At 57.4% G+C, this 21,935-nt stretch carries 23 protein-coding genes and 1 other RNA gene; 4 read left to right on the top strand and 20 right to left on the bottom strand.

Annotated elements, in window-relative coordinates; all coding sequences use genetic code 11:
• Positions 1-207: 207 nt before the first annotated feature.
• The 18 genes from FGA82_RS16220 to FGA82_RS16140 all read right to left on the bottom strand — a co-directional run bounded on the left by FGA82_RS16220 (position 208) and on the right by FGA82_RS16140 (position 17,371).
• Positions 208-1,152: a chromosome segregation protein SMC gene (locus FGA82_RS16220; protein ID WP_141127814.1), complete on the bottom strand. Its 945-nt coding sequence runs from the start codon at positions 1,150-1,152 to the stop codon at positions 208-210.
• 93 nt (positions 1,153-1,245) lie between these two features.
• Entirely contained in the window at positions 1,246-4,152 is a 2,907-nt protein-coding gene (locus FGA82_RS16215; RefSeq protein WP_141127813.1) for a DUF927 domain-containing protein, read from the bottom strand.
• A complete protein-coding gene (locus tag FGA82_RS16210) occupies positions 4,149-4,421 on the bottom strand; it encodes a DUF3077 domain-containing protein (protein ID WP_077574441.1) in 273 nt (90 codons plus the stop codon). The genes FGA82_RS16215 and FGA82_RS16210 overlap by 4 nt, the downstream gene beginning before the upstream one ends.
• Positions 4,418-4,702, bottom strand: coding sequence for a hypothetical protein (locus tag FGA82_RS16205; RefSeq protein WP_136491916.1), 285 nt, complete (start codon positions 4,700-4,702; stop codon positions 4,418-4,420). The genes FGA82_RS16210 and FGA82_RS16205 overlap by 4 nt, the downstream gene beginning before the upstream one ends.
• A complete protein-coding gene (locus FGA82_RS32115) occupies positions 4,699-4,857 on the bottom strand; it encodes a hypothetical protein (protein WP_171057294.1) in 159 nt (52 codons plus the stop codon). The genes FGA82_RS16205 and FGA82_RS32115 overlap by 4 nt, the downstream gene beginning before the upstream one ends.
• A gap of 374 nt (positions 4,858-5,231) precedes the next feature.
• Entirely contained in the window at positions 5,232-5,537 is a 306-nt protein-coding gene (locus FGA82_RS16200) for a hypothetical protein (protein WP_141127812.1), read from the bottom strand.
• Positions 5,534-6,142, bottom strand: coding sequence for a hypothetical protein (locus tag FGA82_RS16195; protein ID WP_141127811.1), 609 nt, complete (start codon positions 6,140-6,142; stop codon positions 5,534-5,536). Before FGA82_RS16195 ends, FGA82_RS16200 begins: the two co-directional genes overlap by 4 nt.
• Positions 6,139-6,378 carry a helix-turn-helix transcriptional regulator gene (locus FGA82_RS16190; RefSeq protein ID WP_141127878.1) on the bottom strand — a complete coding sequence of 80 codons (240 nt, stop codon included), beginning with the start codon at positions 6,376-6,378 and terminating at the stop codon, positions 6,139-6,141. The genes FGA82_RS16195 and FGA82_RS16190 overlap by 4 nt, the downstream gene beginning before the upstream one ends.
• A gap of 113 nt (positions 6,379-6,491) precedes the next feature.
• Positions 6,492-6,686, bottom strand: a complete 195-nt coding sequence (locus FGA82_RS16185) for a helix-turn-helix domain-containing protein (RefSeq protein ID WP_249384253.1) — start codon at positions 6,684-6,686, stop codon at positions 6,492-6,494.
• Between the two features lie 213 nt (positions 6,687-6,899).
• Positions 6,900-7,214, bottom strand: a complete 315-nt coding sequence (locus tag FGA82_RS16180) for a pyocin activator PrtN family protein (RefSeq protein WP_141127809.1) — start codon at positions 7,212-7,214, stop codon at positions 6,900-6,902.
• 256 nt (positions 7,215-7,470) lie between these two features.
• Positions 7,471-8,700 carry a tyrosine-type recombinase/integrase gene (locus FGA82_RS16175; protein ID WP_141127808.1) on the bottom strand — a complete coding sequence of 410 codons (1,230 nt, stop codon included), beginning with the start codon at positions 8,698-8,700 and terminating at the stop codon, positions 7,471-7,473.
• A gap of 167 nt (positions 8,701-8,867) precedes the next feature.
• Positions 8,868-9,256, bottom strand: a transfer-messenger RNA (tmRNA) gene (gene ssrA, locus FGA82_RS16170).
• Between the two features lie 96 nt (positions 9,257-9,352).
• Positions 9,353-9,631, bottom strand: coding sequence for a hypothetical protein (locus FGA82_RS16165; protein WP_141127807.1), 279 nt, complete (start codon positions 9,629-9,631; stop codon positions 9,353-9,355).
• A 130-nt stretch (positions 9,632-9,761) separates the two neighbouring features.
• Positions 9,762-12,572: an FAD-binding and (Fe-S)-binding domain-containing protein gene (locus tag FGA82_RS16160; protein ID WP_141127806.1), complete on the bottom strand. Its 2,811-nt coding sequence runs from the start codon at positions 12,570-12,572 to the stop codon at positions 9,762-9,764.
• A complete protein-coding gene (locus tag FGA82_RS16155; protein WP_141127805.1) occupies positions 12,569-13,240 on the bottom strand; it encodes a LutC/YkgG family protein in 672 nt (223 codons plus the stop codon). Before FGA82_RS16155 ends, FGA82_RS16160 begins: the two co-directional genes overlap by 4 nt.
• Positions 13,240-14,694, bottom strand: a complete 1,455-nt coding sequence (locus FGA82_RS16150; protein WP_141127804.1) for a LutB/LldF family L-lactate oxidation iron-sulfur protein — start codon at positions 14,692-14,694, stop codon at positions 13,240-13,242. Before FGA82_RS16150 ends, FGA82_RS16155 begins: the two co-directional genes overlap by 1 nt.
• Complete coding sequence (locus FGA82_RS16145; RefSeq protein ID WP_141127803.1) at positions 14,691-15,515, bottom strand: (Fe-S)-binding protein; 825 nt, start codon at positions 15,513-15,515, stop codon at positions 14,691-14,693. Before FGA82_RS16145 ends, FGA82_RS16150 begins: the two co-directional genes overlap by 4 nt.
• 161 nt (positions 15,516-15,676) lie before the next feature.
• On the bottom strand, positions 15,677-17,371 hold the full coding sequence (locus tag FGA82_RS16140) for a lactate permease LctP family transporter (RefSeq protein WP_141127802.1): 1,695 nt from the start codon (positions 17,369-17,371) through the stop codon (positions 15,677-15,679).
• Between the two features lie 262 nt (positions 17,372-17,633).
• Here FGA82_RS16140 and FGA82_RS16135 point away from each other — a divergent pair, with 262 nt between their 5' ends.
• Positions 17,634-18,401, top strand: coding sequence for an FCD domain-containing protein (locus FGA82_RS16135; RefSeq protein ID WP_141127801.1), 768 nt, complete (start codon positions 17,634-17,636; stop codon positions 18,399-18,401).
• A gap of 119 nt (positions 18,402-18,520) precedes the next feature.
• On the opposite strand, the gene smpB is transcribed toward FGA82_RS16135, so the two are convergent.
• On the bottom strand, positions 18,521-19,003 hold the full coding sequence (gene smpB, locus FGA82_RS16130) for an SsrA-binding protein SmpB (protein WP_008088297.1): 483 nt from the start codon (positions 19,001-19,003) through the stop codon (positions 18,521-18,523).
• Between the two features lie 118 nt (positions 19,004-19,121).
• Here smpB and FGA82_RS16125 point away from each other — a divergent pair, with 118 nt between their 5' ends.
• From FGA82_RS16125 to FGA82_RS16115, 3 genes are read left to right on the top strand one after another with little or no spacing between them, the layout of a single operon-like run.
• Positions 19,122-20,525, top strand: coding sequence for a sodium-dependent transporter (locus FGA82_RS16125; protein ID WP_141127800.1), 1,404 nt, complete (start codon positions 19,122-19,124; stop codon positions 20,523-20,525).
• Between the two features lie 7 nt (positions 20,526-20,532).
• A complete protein-coding gene (locus tag FGA82_RS16120) occupies positions 20,533-20,967 on the top strand; it encodes a type II toxin-antitoxin system RatA family toxin (RefSeq protein WP_016986510.1) in 435 nt (144 codons plus the stop codon).
• On the top strand, positions 20,960-21,274 hold the full coding sequence (locus tag FGA82_RS16115) for an RnfH family protein (RefSeq protein WP_141127799.1): 315 nt from the start codon (positions 20,960-20,962) through the stop codon (positions 21,272-21,274). Before FGA82_RS16120 ends, FGA82_RS16115 begins: the two co-directional genes overlap by 8 nt.
• A 60-nt stretch (positions 21,275-21,334) precedes the next feature.
• Here FGA82_RS16115 and FGA82_RS16110 read toward each other — a convergent pair whose 3' ends face one another.
• Complete coding sequence (locus tag FGA82_RS16110) at positions 21,335-21,862, bottom strand: outer membrane protein assembly factor BamE (RefSeq protein ID WP_038357476.1); 528 nt, start codon at positions 21,860-21,862, stop codon at positions 21,335-21,337.
• Positions 21,863-21,935 lie beyond the last annotated feature (73 nt).

The following is a 21,935-nucleotide window of genomic DNA, read 5'->3' as shown; positions in this document are numbered from 1 at the left end:
TATTCTGACTGCTGTATGTGATTATTAGGATAGTCCCGGTGGTTACAAGTTCGGCACTATTTTCGACGATTCAGTTGGCTGTCAATATGCGTCATTTCCGATTTAATCGCGTTAATGGTCAGCGTTTGTATTGGACTGGATTTGCCCGGTCCTGTGTTGATGGTCTTCAAGAGGGCATTGAGATGGGCCTTCCGAGTTTTGAGCGTGTCAGACCAACTGGCGCTGTTCTGTATCGGCTTGTTCATTACGTTCATCCTTGCGTCGTTCTGGATTGTTCATATCTTCGAGATACTGCGGTACCGTCAGGCTGTCGAGCTGGATTAAGTCCCGCGCGCGATATTGGCGCGAACGAGCTGATAGCTCTTCCCACGTCCAATTCCCAAAGTTCTCACCCTGCTCTGGAACGGCAAGCTTCATAAGTCCAATCTGGTCACGGTCAAGCAGGGTGTAATTGGCCCACAATTTTCCACCCACCTCGAACAACGCTTTTGCGGCCTCGTTCCACTTCTCTTCGAGTACCGTCTGCGATAGCAGCAGGGCGGTGCGCTCTATCCCCTTATGCTTTACCTGTGCTTCTGCGATGTATTTATCTACGGTGACCAGCTCCTGCTCTAAAGCCTTCATGATCAGGTGTTGGCGACGATTGTGTTCGGTGGCCACCGTGAGGTTCTTCGCCGCCTTCTGCGCATCAGTGTTGGCGGTCTTCTCGCCGTCGGTATCACCCCAGGCGACTGCTTGCGCGTAAGCCGTGGCAGCGTCCGTCTCGGCCTGACGAGCTTTCGCCATGTCCTCTTCCGCCTGCTGCTGAATCTGCTCCAAACGGGTGCTGAGGCTTTGGCGCTTCTCCTTCAACTCCTGTTCATCAGCGGTCCAGTTATCCATCGCGTCGATGTATCCCGCCATCAGGGAATCGCAGCAGGCAAGGTTCTCGCGGCGACTGATCTTCCTGTCCAAAAGGTCGGCGTTGTTTTTGCGCGAATCGAAATTCCGTTTCAGCTCGTTGTACCTGTTGCGGAGTTCGCGCTCTTGAGTCGGCTCGATGGTTTCCTCGCTTTCTAGCACAGCCTCAAGAGGCAGTAGTTCGGCATGCAGTTGGTCGGCCTCACTCAACAGATGGTCGCGACGGTCTTTGAGGTTTTGAATCTCGTTCATGTGGTTGGTCTCTGTTCAATTCGATTATGGGGTTGTTGGGTGGCTGGCGAGGCCGGGAACAAGCCGGCGCTACCTCGATCAGCAGAGATGCCCTCAGGCAGCCCGAGCCTCGCTCTCATCCATTCCCGGAATCGTCTTCACGATGTAGCAGCGTTGCGTGCCGAGACCGGGTAACCGGATCAGGCTTGACGCCTTCCCGTCCTTTCCCGGTTCCAGAACACCGCGCTGTAGCAGCTCCTTGTTCACCGCGTTGATGTTCATGCCCCGGAAGATCTCCGAGCGCCATAATTCGGGAAGCACGTAGTAGGTGTTGGTGGTGTGCAGGGAATCCCCCAGACCGTGTTCCAACGTCTTACGAAAACCGAGTCGGTCGATGGTGCGCGGACCGTGTTCGTCGATCTTTGCCGCCGTCGATTCCCAACGCGTAAAGCGGCTTTCACCGAAGCGCTCGATGATCTGTCTAAGTCGCGCCACGATTGCATCGCCCTCGAAGTTACCGGCGCCGCCACGCTCGTTCATCCATGCGTTGAGGCACACACGGGCGGCAGTGGTGGCGGTTCCGTCGGGCCAGCCGGTGATCCCCATCGCGGTGGCCAACTCGCCCGCTGCAGCGGCGAGACCGAAGCGAGCGGCGGCACGGTGCGCTTGTCCACTGGCCGACGCCGGTAACGACTGGGCGATAAAACCTTCCAGCGTGCGGCGCAGGATGGCTGCCCAGCCGTGACGCTTGCCTGGTTCACATAGCGCCGTCAGGAATGCCGTGAGCGGCGTGCCGTAATACTTCGCTACGCGAGCCTTGAGCGCGTCGGACAGTGCCGCCGCATCCTCAAAACCGTTAAGCACATCGAACATGCCAAGGCCTTTGCTGGCATCGGCCGGGACAGCGAGCATGCGCACTTCCATACCCGCTTTCAGTTCCTTGTTCGCTTCGGCCATGTGCTGGGCCAAGGTTTTCTCGCCGGTGGAGAGAAATAGCAGGCGCCACTCCTGTACCTGTCGGCCAGCTTGGCCTCGATCGTTGGCGCGTGCCTTGCCTGTGCCGTTGCCGAGCATGTACACCGTCTCGCCGATGATGCGCGGGTCGCACATGCCGATTTCATCCAAGACCAGAAGGCCGTCGGAATGCGCGGCGGCGATGGATTCGAGCGCGTTATCGGTCGATCGCCACGAACGCACTAGACGCGGTCCACCGTAGATTGAAGCGGCAACTTGCAAATGCGTGGTTTTGCCGCCGGAACTGTCGCCGTACAAGTGAAAGCCGCCAGACTCATGGCCAAGCATGTGCAGCAGCGGCCCAGCGAAGGCGACGCCGACGACAAACGCCAAACGATGATTGCCGACGCACAGCGCGCCGATATGCTCCTGCCATTGTTCAAGCGTGCCCGCTTCGCTGATCGGCGGAAGTTGCGAACCAGCCTCGTAGAAGTGCAGGTGTTCGCTGTGCGTACCGACTTGCTGCTCGGGCAGTAGAAACGCCGTGTCATGCCAACCCAAACGCGTGACCAGTCGAGCCCGTTGGGCGCTGTCGAAGCCGCCGAGATAACTCTGCAGGTCATTGCGTGCATTGCGGCCAGAACGACTGCCTGCGAGGCGTAGCCCCATGTCCACAAGTGGTCCGAGCACATCTTTGCCGAAGTCACCGGTCATGGTGCGGGCCGGGATGTTCCATCGTTTCTTGGCGCCGTCGGGATCGTCGAATTCAACCAACAAACCCCAGTTCTGACCTTTGTCGTCACGAGTACGGGCGAGGATCTCCAGTGGTGAACACACTGGACGCGCCTCACCGTCGTCACCGGCATAAAACACACCTTCGGACGTCAGCCGAAAGCCGCCGGGCATCAGGTCGGTTTTCGATTTTGTCGGGCGCTTGGCTGCGGATTTCGTCTTCGCGTCCGGCTTGGCTTCAGTTTGCTCCGGGGATGGTTTTTCCTCGACCAAACCAAACAGCTCGCCGCTGCTTTGCAGCTCGGCGAAATGCGCGGCTGTCCAATTTTTGGTGAGCGCATCGGCAGCGTCATCACCATCATCCCATTGACCACCTTTGGCGAAAGCGGCGCGGCCACTTTTCAGCGTGGGCTTACGTTTGAATGAGTCCAGAGCGATGAAACGGACCGAGGCGGCGCCGATTTCGCGCAGCTTCTCGGCGACGGTTTCCATGCAAGCTTTGCCGCTGTCGTCGTTGTCAGGCCACAACAGCACTTCGCGACCCTTAAGTGGCGTCAGGTCAGCTTTATGCCAAGAGTTGGAACCGTTCGGCCAGCAGGTGGCCACGTGGTTCGGCAACAGTTCGGCGGCAGCGTCGGCAGCTTTCTCGCCTTCGCACAAAACTACCGGTGCATCACTACGTTGAGCCAGCTCATCAAGTCGCAACAGCGGACGTGGATCGGGCAGACCCTGCCAGCGCCATTGCTTGATTTGGCCATCGACGCGCTCGCACCATGTTAGGGGTGCAAAAACCTTCTTCGGTTTGCCGTCCTCATCGGGCGAGAGGTCGAAGCGGTAGAGCGCCATTAGCGGATTGCCTTGTGTGTCACGGTAGATCCACACCTTGGACGGTGCGCCGTGCTGCCGATGCTTGGCAGGGCACTTGTTCATGGCCTCCGCTGGTATCGGCTGAATGGCAGTCCAATCAGGGGCTTTTGTTTTGGCAGGAGCTGTCTTCGCCTGGGCGGCGCCGGGCGACACGTTGAGCAATTCTGCGAGTTGGTTGCAGGCCTCGATGTCGGTGCCGCCGTCCAGATAGCGCACCAGATCAATCAGATCGCCGCCCTTGTCGCCGGTGGCAAAGTCGGACCATGTGCCTTTGCTCAAACTGATCTTGAGCGAACCGGCGCGCTTGTCGCTGCGGGTTGGATTGGGTGCGGTGTATTCCTTGCCACCATCGACGCGCTTGCCGTTGGGCAGCCAGTGCGACAAGACACGATCAATGTCTTTTAGTGCTGCGGCTTTCACGTCGGCGAAACTTGGACGTTTGGTGTTGCTATTCGGGCGCTGGCTCATGCGTCAGCCCTCGGCAGAAACAATGCGTCGTTGATGTCATCGATCAGTGCTTTGGCCATCTCGCCGAGGTACATGGCAGGCCAACTGAAACGCTCACCGCTGTCACTCATGGCAGCGTCGAAGTTAAGTTGGTTTGCGTGATGCTGCAGCAGGGAAACCATCTCCAGTGCATCCTCGACCGGTACTCCGGCATTGACCCGGAACAACTTCAAATCGGAGGCGTTCACGCGAGTGAAGGTGGCATGCCCTAGGGTGGTGGAGGTGTTCATAGCGCACCGCCTTTCTGCACAGCAGGCGTCGAAGTGGAGTCGCCGTGCAAGGTCAGTGTTTTAATCAAACCAAGAGTGCCGCGCACGTCCCAGAGGACGGCGGCGATGACATGATTAGCGAGGCGTGAGGAGTCGTTTTCGAAGTGTTCTTCAAGCAGCGTCAGAACCGAGTCGGCACGAGCAATGGCGCAGGTGATGGCATCGATGGGCACACCGGCTTCTGCGGTCGGATTCACGCAGAGCAGGTCTTCGGGCAGAGCGAAACTCAAAGCGTTGTTCATTGGGCACCGCCTGCGGTTTCGAGTGCGCGGGCTTTGACCATGTGAGCGTTGTAACGGGAAAGGCGTGTAGCGAGGCTGGAATTGGCGTGTAAAGCGGCGAGAGCCATTGCACGATGTGCAGCGGCGCGGATTTTGGACGGATTGATAGCGGTCATGTAGAGCTCCTTTTGCTGAGGAGCTGCCACCGCTTGCGGCCAAGCAAGGAATGGTGACAGCTGTACGCGGGTTGGCCGACCGGGGCAAAAGGGACCCGGCACACCCGAAGGTGTCCCACGCACAGCCGCCATAACACGATACGGCGGGCACAAAAAAAGCGCCTGCGTTCGGATGGAGGGCGCTTGTGCGCCTTTTGCGGTTCGGACGGCCAAGTCCGGTCACTGAATTTGCAGCGACGACCAGAGAGTAACGTCCGTTTTTCGAAAGTGCAACTGCGCTGATGGCTTGCGGTTTTTCCAGGTGCGGCATAAATTGTTCGTGCATGTAGATTGACCTCAACGCCTCCGGATCGCCCCCGGAGGCGTTTTCGTTTTCAGGCATGGGCTTCCCAGCGCAGGGAAAGAAGGGGCAGGAAGCCACCGCTGAGCATCGAGCGGGCGTCTTCGTAGGCGTGCGTTTGCTGGCCTTCGTCGACGACCACGGCCCCGGTCTTTTCGCAGTTGAGGGAGAGGGCGCACCAGGTGCCGTCCGCCCAGCTCAGGACACTGACTACGCGACCTTGCTTTTCCTGACGGCTGCGGTGGCGTTCAAGACGCTGCATGAGGCGAGTAGAAAATCCGATCCGGCGCAATACGGAGAACGGATGCATCAAGGCGTTATCTGCGATCTTCCGATTCATGCTGCCTCCTGCGCGAGAGCAAAAAGAGGTGCTGGTGTTTCGCCTTTGAGCCAAGCCAGGATCTTGCTGTCCTCGGCGCATCGACGACGGTGCTCAACGGACATCTGCTCGTGGCGCTGCGTCAGGCACTCCTCCACGTAGCCGGTCAGGTCGCTGGTCAAGCGCATATCATGGTGAGTGCGCTCGCTAGCGGTCTTCTCGACGGCGAGATCTTGTTCCGTGATGCGCTGCCAAACTGCCGGATCGTTCGCGAATCCGCCCGACTGATCAACCAGCCAATAGGTAACCCAGTCGGTCATACCGAGGGACTTCAACGAAGTTAGGCGACCCGCTTTCATGGCGAAATGGCCGGTGCCGTGAACACTAGCGAACTCTCTGCGCACCGAGTTTCGGTGAATCAGCTCAGGCAGTTCCCACGGATTCGCTTTCAGCGGTAGGGCGAGGCCATCAGGGCTGAAGAAAAACGCCTCCTGCTCTTCGCCGTTCCAGCTCACGCCTGAAATGGTGCGGTGCCGCCAGTTGATCGCGCCCGGTTGATAGAGTTGAAATCCGATGCTATACGAGTCGAGAAATGGCCCTTTGAATGGACTATGGCCGCGCCTCATGCTGCGGCCTCATCGCGGGCAGCAATTCGTGCACGGGTCCAATTCAAAACTTCAGACAAAACCCATGCAACTGGGGCTCCACGAGCATTACTGTCGGTGAGCTTTACAGGCTGTGGAAAGCCGCTTTCGGGCTGGCTCATGAGCTTGTAAACAGTCGCACGACCGATGCCGGTGATGGATATCACCACAGGTATGCGAATGAGCGTCGCGGTTGGATCGAACCGTCCTAACACCATATCGCGATCTTTTAATCCACGTGCCGATGTCGACGCGTCTTCATGCGTTAGGGCTAGCTCGGGACCAGATGAAGGCAGCGCGAAAACGTTTTGAGTTTTACCGAGGGTAGTCATCAAAGTGGCCCTCGCGCTGCGTCTGTAGCGACGGAACACAGCCGGCTTTCAAGCCATGCAATGACATCCTCTGAGCGATATCGCACACGAGAGCCGAGCTTGAAAAAAGGGAGCGGACTGCGTCCTGAGCTACGCCATGCAGCGAGCGTTTTGTTGGATAGGGCTAATGCAGCGGCAACTTCGTTTGAGGTCATCAAACCAAAGATAGGGGTGGAGCCGACGGCATTTTGCTGTGGCTTTTCTGCCGTAGTTTTTCGTCTTGATTCTAGGGTTGCGATGGTCATTGATGGTTCCCTGTGGTTGTAGAAAGTCACAGGGCCATCTATTTATGTGGTTTATTTGATTAAAGAAACTAGAAAAAATCTGACGTTCAAATGTTATCCACACTAAATATCTTTAGCAGCACTTCACTCAGGCTTCGCGCCAAGTTGTTCCGACGAACGGTCGTCCTCGTTGGGCAGGTGTGCTTCGCTTAATGGATGGGTTGCCTTCGGGTGAAGATCTTCAATCCATTGCGCTAAATCGTGAAGATAGACCACCCTCTGCATCCTGCCTCCCCAATCTCCCTTCACTACACGCAGTGGTATCTCCTTCTCTCGAATCTTGCGTAAGAATCGCGGCATACCCAAATGGTTAGCGTAATGACGCCTCACTGTATCCAAAGGGATGCAGACACTGCCGTATCGCCTTCTCAATAAAGCCAATGTCGGAAAATCGTCCATTTAGACTCCCCCGCGCCCCATTTTTTGGCACCAAACCAGCGTGCATTTTCTGCAAATTGCAACGCATTGAGCTTGCCCGCAGCAGGCGATGGTCTTGGTCATTTGTTACACGCTTTCATCCTGATACACCTATCGTAAACACTGAATGCATAAGGTGTTACTCAGATAAAGTCTTTATAAAACAATAGGATATTCGTGTTCGTTACACGCGAAACACCTGTTACACCAATATTTTCAGGGATACGAAATATCAGACTCATCTTTCAACTTGTACCTGGGCGATATCCCCTTGCTCCAGCTCATCAAGATAATCTGCGTACCATTGCATCATCACAGTGCGAGGCTTGATATAGACCGCCTTGTTGTACACACCCGCGACTCCATCCTTCACGTGCGATAGCTGCGCCTCGATATGGTTTTCGTCAAAGCCGTGCTCGTTCAAGATCGTGCTCGCGATGTGTCGAAAGCCATGCCCTGTTTGCCGCCCCTCGTAACCCAAGCGTCGTAGCGCCATTAAGAACACTGTATTGGAGCGTGGCTTAGTGGTATCGCTGCGGCCTGGAAAAAGAAGAGGGTAGTGCCCGGTCAGACGTTGGAGATCTCGCAGCAACGTTACCGCTTGGTGGGGCAGAGGTACGAGATGTTCGCGGCGTCGTTTCATCCGTTCTGAAGGGATGATCCAAAGCGCTTTTTCCAAGTCGAACTCTGTCCATCTTGCTTCGCGCAATTCAGAGGGGCGACACGCAAGCATCGAAAGCAGGTGGAGGCCTATCCGAATATCGGTCGCACTCGGATAGGATCGTATAGCCCTGAGAAGAGGTGGCAATTCCTCTTGGGATACATGGGCGTAATTCTCTACAGGTTTGGTTTGCAAGAATTTGTGCAGACCTTCAAGCGGATTATGCGTCGCTCTTCCGGTCACTCGCGCAAGATCATAGATCTCACGACACATTCCGCGTACGCGACTGGTCTGCTCAATAATTCCTTTACGTTCCATTGTGCGGAGGAAGTCCATCCATTCCATCGGCAGAATCTCGCGATAGGAACGGGTTCCGAAAACCGGAAAGACGTGAAGCTCTAGCGCGCCGATTGTTCGAACGGCGGTCCCGTTGGTCCAGCCTTTTCGCTTGGACGAGTACCACTCCCTGGCTAGCTTCTCAAAGGTATTACTGGCGCTTTCCAACTCCGCAGCTTTTTTGGCTCGCATCGTCGCCAAGGGGTTGCTCCCTTCAGCTGTACTAGCCCGCAGTTCGGTCGCTTTCTGTCGTGCAGCAGATCCAGTAACTGCCGGGTAACTGCCTAGCCCTATCCAAGACCACTTACCGTCAGCTTTCTTGTACCGAAGCTGCCATGACTTTTTGCCATCGGGCCGCACTCGGAGATACACGTTGTTCCCATCGTGCTCCCTGTACTCCTTGGAGTCGGCTTCCAGAGCCGCTACGGCCGTGTCAGCTAGAGGACGACGTTTGATTTCAGTGCGCTTCATTCCCTTGTACCCATCAGTTTCAATTTACATCTCTGGTACACGGGAGGATACAGCGCACACTGGGATAGGGGTAGACAGAGACGGATAGCCAGAAACAAGAAAGCCCGCACAGGGCGGGCTTCTTGGGGTGTTTCGTAGACTGTCTGAGACAGGTCTAGATTGCTATTTGGTGGAGCCGGGGGGATTTGAACCCCCGTCCGCCAGTACTCCGCTGTCGGTACTACATGCGTAGCCGTTTCTATTAAGTTAACCCTCAGCGACCCGAAGGGCAGGGTGCTTTGGGCGAGTTGTGTAAGTTTTAGCCGCTTCGTCCACAACGTACTGCACGGCGATTCTGTTCTATATGACAATCATTTTGGGTTTACAGACATCCCCTGATGATTGCTGGACCCGAAGGTACCAGGAGCATTGTCAGCTGCAATTAAGCAGCGAGAGCAACACCGTATTGGTCGTCATTGGCAACTATAAGTAGTTGCAACAGTGGATTTACGACTTCTGTTACCAAGTCGGCATGCACCTAGAGTTTCGCAACCGGCGTCGAATCCTAAACGGCCCCGAACTCATTGCTCAGTACATCTGTTTGAGCAACAAGCCTGCGCAGTGTACGCCAATCAGCCCACAAGGCCAACCCGAAGGTTGGCCGCGACGCTGATCAGTTGTTGGTACCTGTGGCTTTGCGCAGTTCTACGATGGTTTGCGAGGTTTCAGCAACGCAATCGTCGATCTTGCCTTGGGCCTTGAGTGCCTTGGCCTTGGCCACACTGGTTTCGGCGCGCTGACTCAATTCTGGATTCGCTGAAAGCTGCGCCTTGCCATTATCAATGGTCTGAATATTGGCATCACACAGATCGGCAGGCTTGCCGTCAGCAAACGAAGTGGACGCCATCATCGATGCAGTAACGAACAGACCTAACAGTACAGAACGTTTCATGTGTATCTCCTTGAACCGAGTGGGTCCAGACTTCGCTGGCCGTCAGGACGGGCAACCGTATGGAAGAAAAACCCCGATCAGTCGGGGTTATTCTGTGGACTACAGGCGAACTCAAGGGTTCTATTTTTCTTCAGCAGGCCTTCGCCCGGGTCACGCGATCCACCAGATAGACCAGCCCGTGGTAGTCAATCCCGCCATGTTGCGTCAGGCCGATCTCACAGGTGCGACTGGTGGAAATCCCTTCGCTGCAATGCTGCACGGCATCCTTGAGCGTGCGCAGTGAATGGCTGTTCAGCTCTGGTGTGGTGAAGCCCTTGTCACCGGCAAATCCACAGCAATGAATGCCTTCCGGAATCACCACGTTGTTGCTGCACTTACGCGCCAGATCGATCAACGCCTGGCTTTCGCCGAGGTGCTGAGTGCTGCAGGTCACATGTACGGCAATCGGTGCGTCTTGTGCGGTGAACTCGAGTCGATCAAGAAGGTGCGTACGGATGAAGCGCACCGGGTCGTACAGATCCAGACGGGTTTCTCCTACATCCTGCACCAGCCGCAGCGTGCACGGACTGGTGTCGCAATAGATCGGATCGAGCCCGCCGCGACTGGCGTGGAGCAATGCGCTGATCAGCTCCTGACGCTTGTGTTCGGCTTGTTCGGCGTAGCCTTTGGAGGCGAAGGGCTGACCGCAGCAGAGGTTGTCCTGATTGTCCGGGAAGACTACTTGGTAACCGGCCTTTTCCAGCAAACCACGGGTTTTGTCGTAGAGCGACATCTGCTCTTTATCGCCCGCCGCCGGACCCATGACCCTCGAAACGCACGCGGCTAGATAGACCACACGCGGGCGTTCGTCCGAGACGCTGGGGCTGAAGCGAATGGCTTTTTCCGGTTGCGGCATCGCATTCGTCCACAACGGCACCTGACCTTTGGACAGGCGCGTAATCGTTGCCGAAAGTTTCGCCAGACGCGGTGCGCCAAGCATCATCCGCGCACCGTTGGCCACGTGCAGGGTGAAGCGTGCGCCTTGCAGGGTCTTGGCGAAATTTCCTTCGATCCAGTCGGCGGTTTTCTGATGCGTTGCGTGTCGGCCACGCAGCTTTTTCACCAACTCGCCAGTGTTGATACCTACAGGGCAACGTTGCGCGCACAGACCAGTGGCGGCACAGGTTTCGATGCCTTGGTACTCGTAGGCTTTTTCCAGTTCGGTGGTGTCGACGCCAGCGCGTTTCTTCGCCTGAATATCACGCCAGATCACGATGCGCTGACGCGGGCTCAAGGTCAGTCCTTTCGACGGGCAGACCGGTTCGCAGAAACCGCACTCGATGCACTTATCGACAATCTCGTCCGCCGCAGGCAGCGGTTTCAGATGTTTGAGATGGATCTGCGGATCTTCGCTGAGCACCACGTCCGGGTTGAGAATCCCGTTCGGGTCGAGCAGACGTTTGAGCTGCCACATCAGTTGATAGGCGTCGCTGCCCCATTCCAGTTCCACGAACGGCGCCATGTTGCGGCCGGTGCCGTGTTCGGCTTTCAGCGAACCACCGAATTCAACGGCGACCAGTTGCGCGACGTCATCCATGAACGCTTGATAGCGTGCGACTTCTTCCGGGTTGTTGAAGCCTTGGGTGAAGACGAAGTGCAGATTGCCTTCCAGCGCGTGTCCGAAAAGAATCGCCTCATCGTAGGCATGTTTGTCGAACAGCTCGATCAAACGGTTAACGCCTATGGCCAGTTGTTCGACCGGAAAGGTTACGTCTTCGATGATTACCGTGGTGCCGGTTTTGCGCACGGCACCGACGGCGGGGAAAGTATCCTTGCGGATCGCCCAGAGCTTGGCGTTCTCCAAAGGGTCTTCGCTGAAGTCGATTTGCTTTTCTACCGGGAAACCACTGAGCGACGCCATGATCTGCGCCAGTTGTTCCTGTAGCAAAGTGGAAGAAGCGGCGCGGGATTCGATCAACAGCGCGCAGGCATTGTTCGACAGCTGTTGTACGAAAGCGGGCATGCCCGGTTTGTCTTGTACCGAACGCAGGCTGCGTCGATCAAGCAACTCTACGGCGGATACCGGTTGGCTTTTCAACACGGTGACGGCGTTGCAGCAGGTTTCCACATCCGGGAACACAATCAGCGCCGAGGCTTTGTTCGGGTGATCAATCACCGTGTCGTAAGTCACCGCGCTGATGAAGCCGAGAGTGCCTTCGGAGCCGACCAGCAAGTGGCTCAAGATATCCACAGGCTCGTCAAAATCCACCAGAGCGTTGAGTGACAGGCCGGTGGTATTTTTCAGACGGTATTTGTGGCGGATTCGTGCAGCCAGTTCGGCATTGGCGCGGGTCTCGCGGCCCAATGTCGCCAAGTGCTCCAGCAACTCGCCGTGACTGTTGCGAAACGCTGCAACACTGGCAGCGTCTTCGGTATCCAGGCGCGTGCCATCGGCCAACACCAAACGAATCCCGGCCAGCGTGTGATAGGTATTCTGCGCGGTACCACAGCACATGCCGCTGGCGTTGTTGGCGACGATACCGCCGATTTTGCAGGCGTTGATCGAGGCCGGATCCGGGCCGATCTTGCGCCCGAACGGTGCCAGCCATGCATTGGCTTGCGCACCGATCACCCCCGGTTGCAGGCGGATTTGCATGCCTTGGCCGCGAATCTCACGAGCGTTCCAGTTATCCCCAAGCACGATCAAAACAGAATCGCTGATCGCCTGACCGGACAAACTGGTGCCCGCCGCACGGAAGGTCACTGGAACATGGTCGCGCTGAGCCAATTTCAAAAGCGCGACCACTTCATCTTCGGACTCGACGCGAATTACCAGTTGCGGAATCAGCCGATAAAAACTGGCGTCCGTACCAAAGGCCAGCGTCGATAACGGATCATCAAAACGGCGCTCCGCCGGGATCAGTTGCTGCGCATCACGCAGGAAATTCGCTGGAAGCGTCATTGGTCCTCCAGGATCAGCACCACCAGGTCTTTCGGGCCGTGGGCGCCGTAAGCCAGCACTTGCTCGATGTCAGCGGTTTTCGACGGGCCGGACACCAGCAATGCGTTGGTCGGCATGCCTTGCGCCCATTCGAATTCCTGCTGCACCTGATAGAAGTTGTCGCGGATTTCGCTGGCCTTGAGTAGAGCGAAATGCACCGGTGGTACCAGGCTCATCAGCCGCGGTTCTTCGCGGGTTGGCCACATGATCAGGCTGCCAGTGGCGGCGATGGCGCCGAGGGTGCCGGTGAGACTCGCCGGCGTGTCGTTGAACAGTTCGGCTTTCCACTCTTCCATCGGCCGGTCGTAGGACTTCAGCGTTGGCAGGTCAGGATAGTTCGCCCAATGTTGTGTGATGCGTTGCCCATGCGCTGTAGTCGGTGCGATTAACAGACTCGGCAACTGACGATCACGCAGCAATTGCGCAAGCAGCGCCGGCCATTCTTCGCCCGAGGTCAGGTGGATTTCGGTGTGCACCGCTTCCATCAATTTGCGCAGTTGCGGGATGCGTTGTTCGGCGCTGTAGGTGTAAGGCTGCGTCACCAGATCGACATCGAAGTCGTCGGCAATCGGCGTGGCGCCCGTCAGACTTTTCCGCAGCTTGCCGAGGATATTTTGCTTGGCGCTCATCAGCGGTCTCCCTGTTTGGCCAGATGCTCGCGGGCCATGTCGTGCAGTGAGCGGGCGGCGGGTTTTGGCGCGCTGTGATTTTGCGTCCAAGGGCCGACGTTGCTTGGCGTCAATGCCCGCAAGCGTGTGGCGAAGAAACCGAATAATCGATACAAAATTGGCGAGCTGTTGAGCTTGGCCCAGGCGTTCCAGATAAAGCGTTCCTTGCGCGAATACTTGCTGCCCTGACCGCGCATCACTTGATTCGGGCTGTCAGGGGCTTTGACGTTTTCTTCGCGCAGGCGCCGCAGGATCGCCGGGATAGGAATTTTTACCGGACACACTTCGCCGCAGGCACCGCACAGCGATGACGCACTCGGGTGATCCGGGACTTTGGCCAGACCGACCATGTGCGGGGTGATGATTTTGCCGATCGGCCCCGGATACACCTCGCCATACGTGTGGCCGCCGACGCGGGTGTAGACCGGGCAGTGATTCATGCAGGCGCCGCAGCGGATGCAGTTCAAGGTCTGACGCAGTTCACTGTCGGCAAAGGCTTGGCTGCGTCCGTTGTCGAGCAGCACCAGATGCACTTCTTGCGGGCCGTCGAGTTCGTGCTCCTTGCGCGGGCCGGAGATCATGTTGACGTAAGTGGTGATCGGAATGCCCAGCGCCGAGCGCGTCAGCAGTGACAGCAGCGGCACCACGTCGCGCAGGTTTTCCACAACCTTTTCGATGCCGGTGACAGCGATGTGCACCGGCGGCACGGTGGTGGTCATGCGGCCGTTGCCTTCGTTTTCCACCAGCAGCAGGGTGCCGGTTTCGGCCACCGCGAAGTTGACACCGGAGACGCCGATGTCCGCTTCGAAGAATTTCTGCCGCAGGACTCTGCGACCAATCTGAATGAGTTGGTCAACGTCCTTGGTGTATTCCACGCCAAGTTTGTCGTGGAACAAGGACGCGACCTGACCGGCATTCTTGTGGATCGCCGGCATAATGATGTGTGAAGGCTTCTCGTGGTCGAGCTGAACGATGTATTCCCCCATATCGGACTCCAGACATTCAATGTCCCGAGCCTCGAGGAAATGGTTCATCTCCATCTCTTCGCTGACCATCGATTTGCCCTTGATCACTTGCCGCGCCTCGTGAGCGCGGATGATCGATAAGACGATGCCATTGGCCTCGTCCACCGTTTCCGCCCAGTGCACTGTCACACCGTTGCGGGTCAGGTTCTGTTCCAGTTGCTCGAGCAGGTCGGGCAACTTGGACAGCGCGCGGGCTTTGATCGAATTGCCCAGTGCGCGCAAATGTTCTCTTTCGTGGGCATCACTGAAAGCGGCTGCCCGCTTGACCATCAGTGAGTCCATGGCAGTGCGGAAGTTGTTCCGCAGCTGCTGATCGCCCAAGGCATTGTGTGCCCGGGTGCGGAAATCTTCTTCTACGGCGACCGTAGGAATAATCGCGGAAGTGCTCATTGCGCCCCCCCGGTTCGTTGCCACAAGAAGCTGGCGAGATGTTGCCCGCGTAGCGCTTCTTTTTGTTTCTCCAATGCGCCGTTGATGTTCATCAAACAGCCACAGTCGGCACTCAACACCTTGTGCGCGCCGGAATCCTTCAACGCTTTGGTCTTGTCAGCCACCATCGCGCCGGAAATGTCTGGCATACGGACGCTGAATGTCCCACCGAAGCCACAGCATTCGCTTTCGTGGTCATGGTTGACCCGTTCCACATTGCTCAACTGCGCCAACAGCTCGCGGCCGTGCAGGTGGGTGTTCATTTCGCGGCGTGCCGAACACGAAGTGTGCAGCGCGACTTTGACCGGTGCTCCGCTGTCCTTGAGCTGCACCTTGCAGACGAACAGCAGAAACTCGGCCAGTTCATAGGTGCGGGCCGCGAGGGCCTGAACCTGTTTCAACGTTTCCGGCTCGTCCTTGAACAAGTCGGCGTAATGCTCGCGCAGCATGCCCGCGCAGGAACCCGACGGCACCACCACCGGATAATCGCCGGCAAACAGCGCCAGTTGCGAGCGCGCTACCGTCCGCGCCTGCTCGGTGTAACCCGAGGTATAGGCCGGTTGGCCGCAGCAGCTCTGCCCTTGCGGGTACTCGACCCGGATCCCTTCGCGCTCCAGCAAGTGGATCGCGTCCATCCCGGCTTCGGGGTAGAACAGGTCGACCACACACGTGCCGAACAGATAAACCCGCGACGGTTTCTCGCTGGGGTATTGCCGAGGTTCGGGCAGTGGCGGTGCCACGCGGGTCGCGTTCGGCACGGCGTTGTAAAAAAGCTCGCTCATCAGGCGTGTCTCCGGGTGGGCCCGGTTATCCGTCTGTTGTGGCTGCTGAATATAGAGAGCATTGCTTTCAGCAGCCTTACAGACCGGGTTGTGAATTGCTGACGCCGGCATCACGGACCGGCGTCGGTTTTTTCTGTGTTGCTTGTACGTTTCTTATTGATTTAGTGCACCAGCATGCCGGTGAACCAGTAGGCCTGAGCCAGGGTGATCAGACCGACAATCGTTGCAAAGAATAGGCTGTGCTTGAGGGTGAAGCGGAACAGATCCGATTCTTTGCCCACCAGCCCGGTCGCGGCACAGGCCACGGCGATCGATTGTGGCGAGATCATCTTGCCGGTCACGCCGCCACTGGTATTGGCCGCCACCAGCAGAGTGTCGTTGACCCCGATCTGGTGCGCGGTGGTCGCTTGCAGTGAGCTGAACAGCGCGTTGGACGAAGTATCCGAGCCGGTGAGGAACACGCCGAGCCAACCAAGGAACGGCGAGAAGAACGGGAATGCTGCGCCCGTACCGGCCAGTACCAGAGCCATTGTCGAAGACATGCCGGAGTAGTTGGTGACGAAAGCGAACGCCAAGACCATGCCGATCGACAGGATTGGCCAGCGCAGTTCGTAGAAGGTCTCTTTCAAAGTGGTAAGACCAGTTTTGAAGTTGATCTTCAGCACCAGCATCGAGATCAGCGCGGAGAAGAAAATCGCTGTGCCGGTCGCGGAAATCGGGTCAAGTTTGAACACCGCAGGGATGGCCGTCGGAGCTGCAACGATCGGTGCGGTTTTGATCACCAGCTGATCAAGGTGCGGGATCGCGAAGTTGAACACCCAGCTGTACATCGAGCCGCCGGCGGCGAACATCGCTTTGAAAGGCTTCAGCGTCCAGATGGTCACCAGCACGGTGAGGATCAGGAACGGCGACCAGGCCTTGAAAATTTCCCCGAGGCTGTAAGGCGAAGCCACGGTTGTGCGCTTTTGACCGAAACCGCCGACGCTCGCGGTGATTGCTGCACTCGACGTGGCGCCGGCGATTTGCGCTCCTGCGGTACGTTTCGGCTGCCAGACTTTCAGGAACAGGGTCAGCGAGATCAGGCTGGCCAGGGCCGAAGTGATGTCCGGCAGTTCCGGGCCGATGAAGTTCGAGGTGAAGTATTGAGTGACGGCGAAGCTCAGGCCCGCGACCAGTGCAGCCGGCCAGGTTTCACGCACGCCGCGCAGGCCGTCCATCATGAACACTAGCCAGAACGGTACGAATAGCGAGAGCAGCGGCAGCTGGCGACCGGTCATGGCGCCGATCTTGAACGCGTCGATGCCGGTGACTTGCCCGGCAACAATGATCGGAATACCCAAGGCGCCAAACGCCACCGGTGCGGTGTTGGCGATCAGGCACAGGCCGGCGGCGTACAGCGGGTTGAAGCCCAGCCCGACCAACAGCGCGGCAGTAATCGCCACGGGCGCGCCGAAACCGGCGGCACCTTCCAGAAATGCACCGAAGCAGAAACCGATCAGCAGCACTTGCAGGCGCTGGTCGTCAGTAATCGATAACACCGAACTGCGAATGACCTCGAATTGACCACTTTTGACCGTCAGTTTGTAGAGGAATACCGCCGCGACAATGATCCAGGCAATCGGCCACAGACCGTAGGCGAAACCATACCCGGCGGCCGCGAAGGCCATGTCGACCGGCATCTGGAACGCGAAGATTGCTACGGCAATCGACAGGGCGAGGGTGATGCTCCCGGCCACGTGGCCTTTGAGGCGGAACACCGCCAGCGCGAGGAAAAAGAACACGATGGGGATGACGGCCGCGAGTGCGGACACGCCGAGACTGCCGAGCGGGCTGTAGAGCTGTTGCCAGGTTTGCATATGGGGTGGCCCCTAATTGTTGTTGGTCAGGCACTGTCAGCGTTCTTGGATAATTGGTAATACCAATTTACAATCGCTGTTGGCTAGGGTAAAAGCCTTGATGTAGGTGTGTCAATTTGCCGCGCTAAAACTTTTGTCGAACAAGCGGTGCAGATCGCATCTGATCCGGTTTCGGCAAGTGGCGTCTGGTAGGTGTCGGCAAGGCGCCGATAGGCCAGAATAGAGAGCCCGGCGAGCGGTCGGGATCGTGGAGAAATGAGTTATGGGGTTTGATCAGATTCGGCAGCGCCGTTTGTCTGACGATATTGTCGAGCGACTTGAGGGGATGATCCTTGAGGGCACGCTGAAGTCCGGTGAGCGGCTGCCGGCGGAGCGCACGCTGGCCGAACAATTTGGCGTCTCACGGCCGTCGCTGCGTGAGGCTATTCAGAAACTGGCGGCGAAAGGCTTGCTGGTCAGTCGTCAGGGTGGCGGCAATTATGTGGTGGAAAGTCTGGGTTCGACGTTCAGTGATCCGCTGTTGCAACTGCTCGAAAGCAATCCTGAAGCACAGCGCGACTTGCTCGAGTTTCGGCACACTTTGGAGGCATCGTGCGCCTATTACGCAGCATTGCGCGCGACGGATGTTGATCGCGAGCGGCTGACGGCGGCGTTCGAAGAGTTGCAGGACTGCTATTCACGCCACGACGAAGTCAGTCGGGCGGAGGAGGGCGCGGCGGATGCGAAATTCCATCTGGCGATTGCCGAGGCGAGTCATAACGCGGTGTTGCTGCACACCATTCGTGGGCTGTTTGATCTGCTCAAGCGCAACGTGGTGACCAACATTGGCGGCATGTACAAGCAGCGCACGGAGACCCGCGACATGCTGATTTCCCAGCATCGGGAGTTGTATCTGGCGATTATCGAAGGTCGCGCGGAGCAGGCGCGGGAAGTCTCCAGCCGACATATTTTATATGTGCAGGAAGTGCTGGAAGAGGTGCGGCAAGAGGTTCAGCGCATGGCTCGGGCGGAGCGGCGCAAGGGGATGTGATCAGTTGTTTCTGTGGTGATGCTGCAATAGCGTTCGCGAGCAAGCTCGCTCCCACATTTGAAATGCATTCCAAGGTGGGAGCGAGCTTGCTCGCGAATACGCTCTAAAGGCAGAAGAAATTAATCTTCCTTGCCCTTGTTGCGCACCGCACGCTGCAGTTCACGACCAGCGTCGCGCTCGCGCTCGGTGTCACGCTTGTCGTATTCCTTCTTGCCCTTGCCCAGAGCGATCTCGCACTTGACCATGTGCTTGCTCCAGTACCAGGACAGGCAGACGCAGGCGTAACCCTTTTGCTGCACCATCGCTGCAAGCTTTTCCAGCTCGCGGCGGTTGAGCAGCAATTTGCGTGTGCGCACCGGGTCAGCGATGACGTGGGTGCTTGCGGTCATAAGAGGCGTGATGTGGCTGCCGAGCAACCACGCTTCGCCATCCTTGAGCAGGACATAGCTGTCGACCAGCTGTAGCTTGCTTGCCCGCAGACTTTTTACTTCCCAGCCGGCCAGGACCAGACCAGCCTCGAACTTATGCTCGATGAAGTAATCGTGTCGCGCCTTTTTGTTCTGCGCGATGGTCCCTGTTGGGTGTTTCTTCTGTTTAGCCATAGGGGCGGCATTATATGGAGATAAACGGCTGTCGGCTACGGTGATGCTGCGTGCTTGAGCAGGTTGAGTGAATCCCGGACAATGCGGCCTCTTTTCTAACGCTTGGGCGTGATAAACGATGTCGACAGACAAGGTTTCTGTCCACGGCAGTTGGGCTAGCCGCTGGGTATTCATACTCGCCGCGACCGGTTCGGCCGTGGGACTGGGTAGTATCTGGAAGTTCCCCTACATGGTCGGGGTCTACGGCGGCGGTGCGTTTGTACTGATGTTTCTGGCGTGCATCGCGCTGATCGGTATCCCGGTCATGCTCGCTGAAACCCTGATCGGCCGGCGCGCCCGGCAAAGTCCGGCGAACGCTTTGAAGGTGCTGGCACTGGAAGCCGGGCATTCGGGCAAGTGGTCGTGGGGCGCGTTCGCCGGGATGATCACGGCATTGTTGATCCTGTCTTTCTATAGTGTGGTCGGCGGCTGGTCGCTGGACTACATCGTCGATATGGGGCGCGGCGACTTCCAGGGCGCGACGGCCGATCAGGTTGGTGCCTATTTCGGCAATGTCATCTCCAATCCATGGCGCCTGACACTTTGGCACACGATATTCATGCTGCTGTCAGCGTACGTGATCGCCAAGGGCGTGGTCGCCGGGCTTGAGCGCAGCTTGCGCATCATGATGCCGCTGCTGTTTGTGATGATCCTGGTATTGCTGGGTTACAGCATGACCACCGGGCATTTCATGGAGGGCGTGCATTTCATGTTCGACTTCCACCCGGAAAAAGTCCTCGACGGTTTGTTGCCGGCGATGGGGCATGCGTTCTTCTCGCTGAGCGTCGGTGTCGGCTCGATCATGATCTACGGCGCTTACATGCCTAAGAGTTCGTCGTTGTCGGGCACAGTCGTCGGCGTGGCACTGCTCGATACCTTTGTGTCTCTGGTCGCCGGTCTGGCCCTGTTCCCGATTGTATTCGCCGGCGGCCTGAATCCAAGCGAAGGGCCTGGCCTGATGTTCGTCAGCCTGCCATTTGCTTTCGGTAACGTGGCTTTCGGTCAACTGATGGGTGTGGTGTTCTTTGTGCTGGTGGCGATTGCGGCATGGAGTTCGGCGATCTCCCTGCTGGAACCAATGGTTGCCTATCTGGTTGAGCGCACGAAAGTCAGTCGCGCGTGGGTGACTTTCTGGCTGGCGTTCATCTGCTGGTTCGTCGGTCTGGGCACAGTGTTCTCCTTCAATATCTGGAAGGAAGCCAAGTTTTTCGTGAACGAAGGCGGGATGTTCCATCTCTACCAATGGGGTGCGCAGAGCGGTCTGGACTTCTTTGGCGTGATCGATTTCTTCACCTCGCGGATCATGTTGCCGCTCGGTGGCCTGTGTTTTGTGCTGTTTGCCGGATGGGTGATGGGGCGTGAAGCGGTACGCGACGAGTTGTCGATCCGCAATCCGGCACTGTTCGCCCTGTCTTTGTTTTTGATGCGCTACGTGGCGCCCATCGGCATTCTTGTAGTGTTTGCCGCTCAGCTCTGGAAGTAACGCTCACATGACGACACATATTCAACGATCAGCGCTGCTGCCGTACCCGGCGCAATTTCTCTACGACCTGGTCAACGACGTGGCGCGTTACCCGGAATTTCTGCCGTGGTGCTCGTCCGCTGAAGTGCTGGAAAGCTCACCAGAGCATATGCGCGCCAGTGTTGGCGTGGCCAAGGGTGGTCTCAGCCAGCATTTTGTGACGCGCAATACGCTGGTGCCGGGGCAGTCGATCGAAATGAACCTAGAAGAAGGCCCGTTCAATCAGTTGCACGGCGTCTGGGTGTTCAAGGTGTTGAACGAGAAGGCCTGCAAGATCAGTCTGGATCTGTCGTTCGATTACGCCGGGCCGCTGGTGCGTGCCACGTTGGGGCCGCTGTTCAATCAGGCCGCCAATACGCTGGTGGACGCGTTCTGCCAGCGCGCCAAGCAGATGCATGGTTGAGCCGGTGATCGAGATAGAGGTCGTTTACGCCGCCGTGGACCGTCAGGTTTTGCGCTCGGTCAGTGTGAATGAGGGGGCAACGGTTCGGGCTGCAGTGCTTGCGTCGGGTATCGGTAGCGAGTTCCCAGAGCTGAATCTGGCAGAGTGTCCGCTGGGCATCTTTGGCAAAGTGGTTGCTGACCCGGATTCGCGGGTGATTCAGGCGGGCGAGCGCATCGAGATTTACCGCCCATTGCTCGCCGATCCAAAAGAGGTTCGCCGTTTGCGTGCAGCCAAGGCTGCCGAGGCCAAAGCGCGAAACGCGTAAAAAGCCAAATCGCAGGCAATAAAAAACCCGGATTTTCCGGGTTTTTTATTGCCTCGCAAATTATTGCGGCGAGGTGTCCAGCGGCTCTGGTGTCGGAACCGGAACGGTTTCTACCCCATCGACGTCCTTCTGGATCTGATCCAGCAAGGAACCTGGCTTGACCGGTTTTTCCGGTTTTGGCTTCTCGGCGTTTTCAGCAGGAGCGGTCACCGTAGTGCCACTGTCCTTGCCGAGAATGGCTTCGTCACGGCTTACGCCCGGCATAAAGTCACCGGACAGGCTGACAAGCTGGTCGTTTGAGTTGAAAATAACGCTGATGCGTTCCTGTTGGCGTTCACCGCCACCCGGTTGCAGGCTGTACAGATAATCCCAGCGATCGGCATGGAACGTGTCGACAAGCAGAGGGTTACCCATGATAAACCGTACTTGCGGCCGGGTCATTCCCGGGCGTAACTGGTCTATCATGTCCTGCGTGACGACATTGCCCTGCTGGATGTCGATTTTGTAAACCCCGGGGAATGAACAACCGGCGAGTGCGAGCAGTCCCACAAAGGTGAAACTGGTTAGCAAGAGCTTGGTGTTTTGCATCGGTGGGCGACTTCCACTATCTTGGCTGGGACAACGTAAACGCCGATCATACCCGCATTAAGAGAAGCTGCGA

Source organism: Pseudomonas fluorescens (assembly GCF_005938625.1).
Taxonomy (GTDB): Bacteria; Pseudomonadota; Gammaproteobacteria; order Pseudomonadales; family Pseudomonadaceae; genus Aquipseudomonas; species Aquipseudomonas fluorescens_BD.
This window is presented reverse-complemented; position numbering and strand designations above follow the sequence as displayed.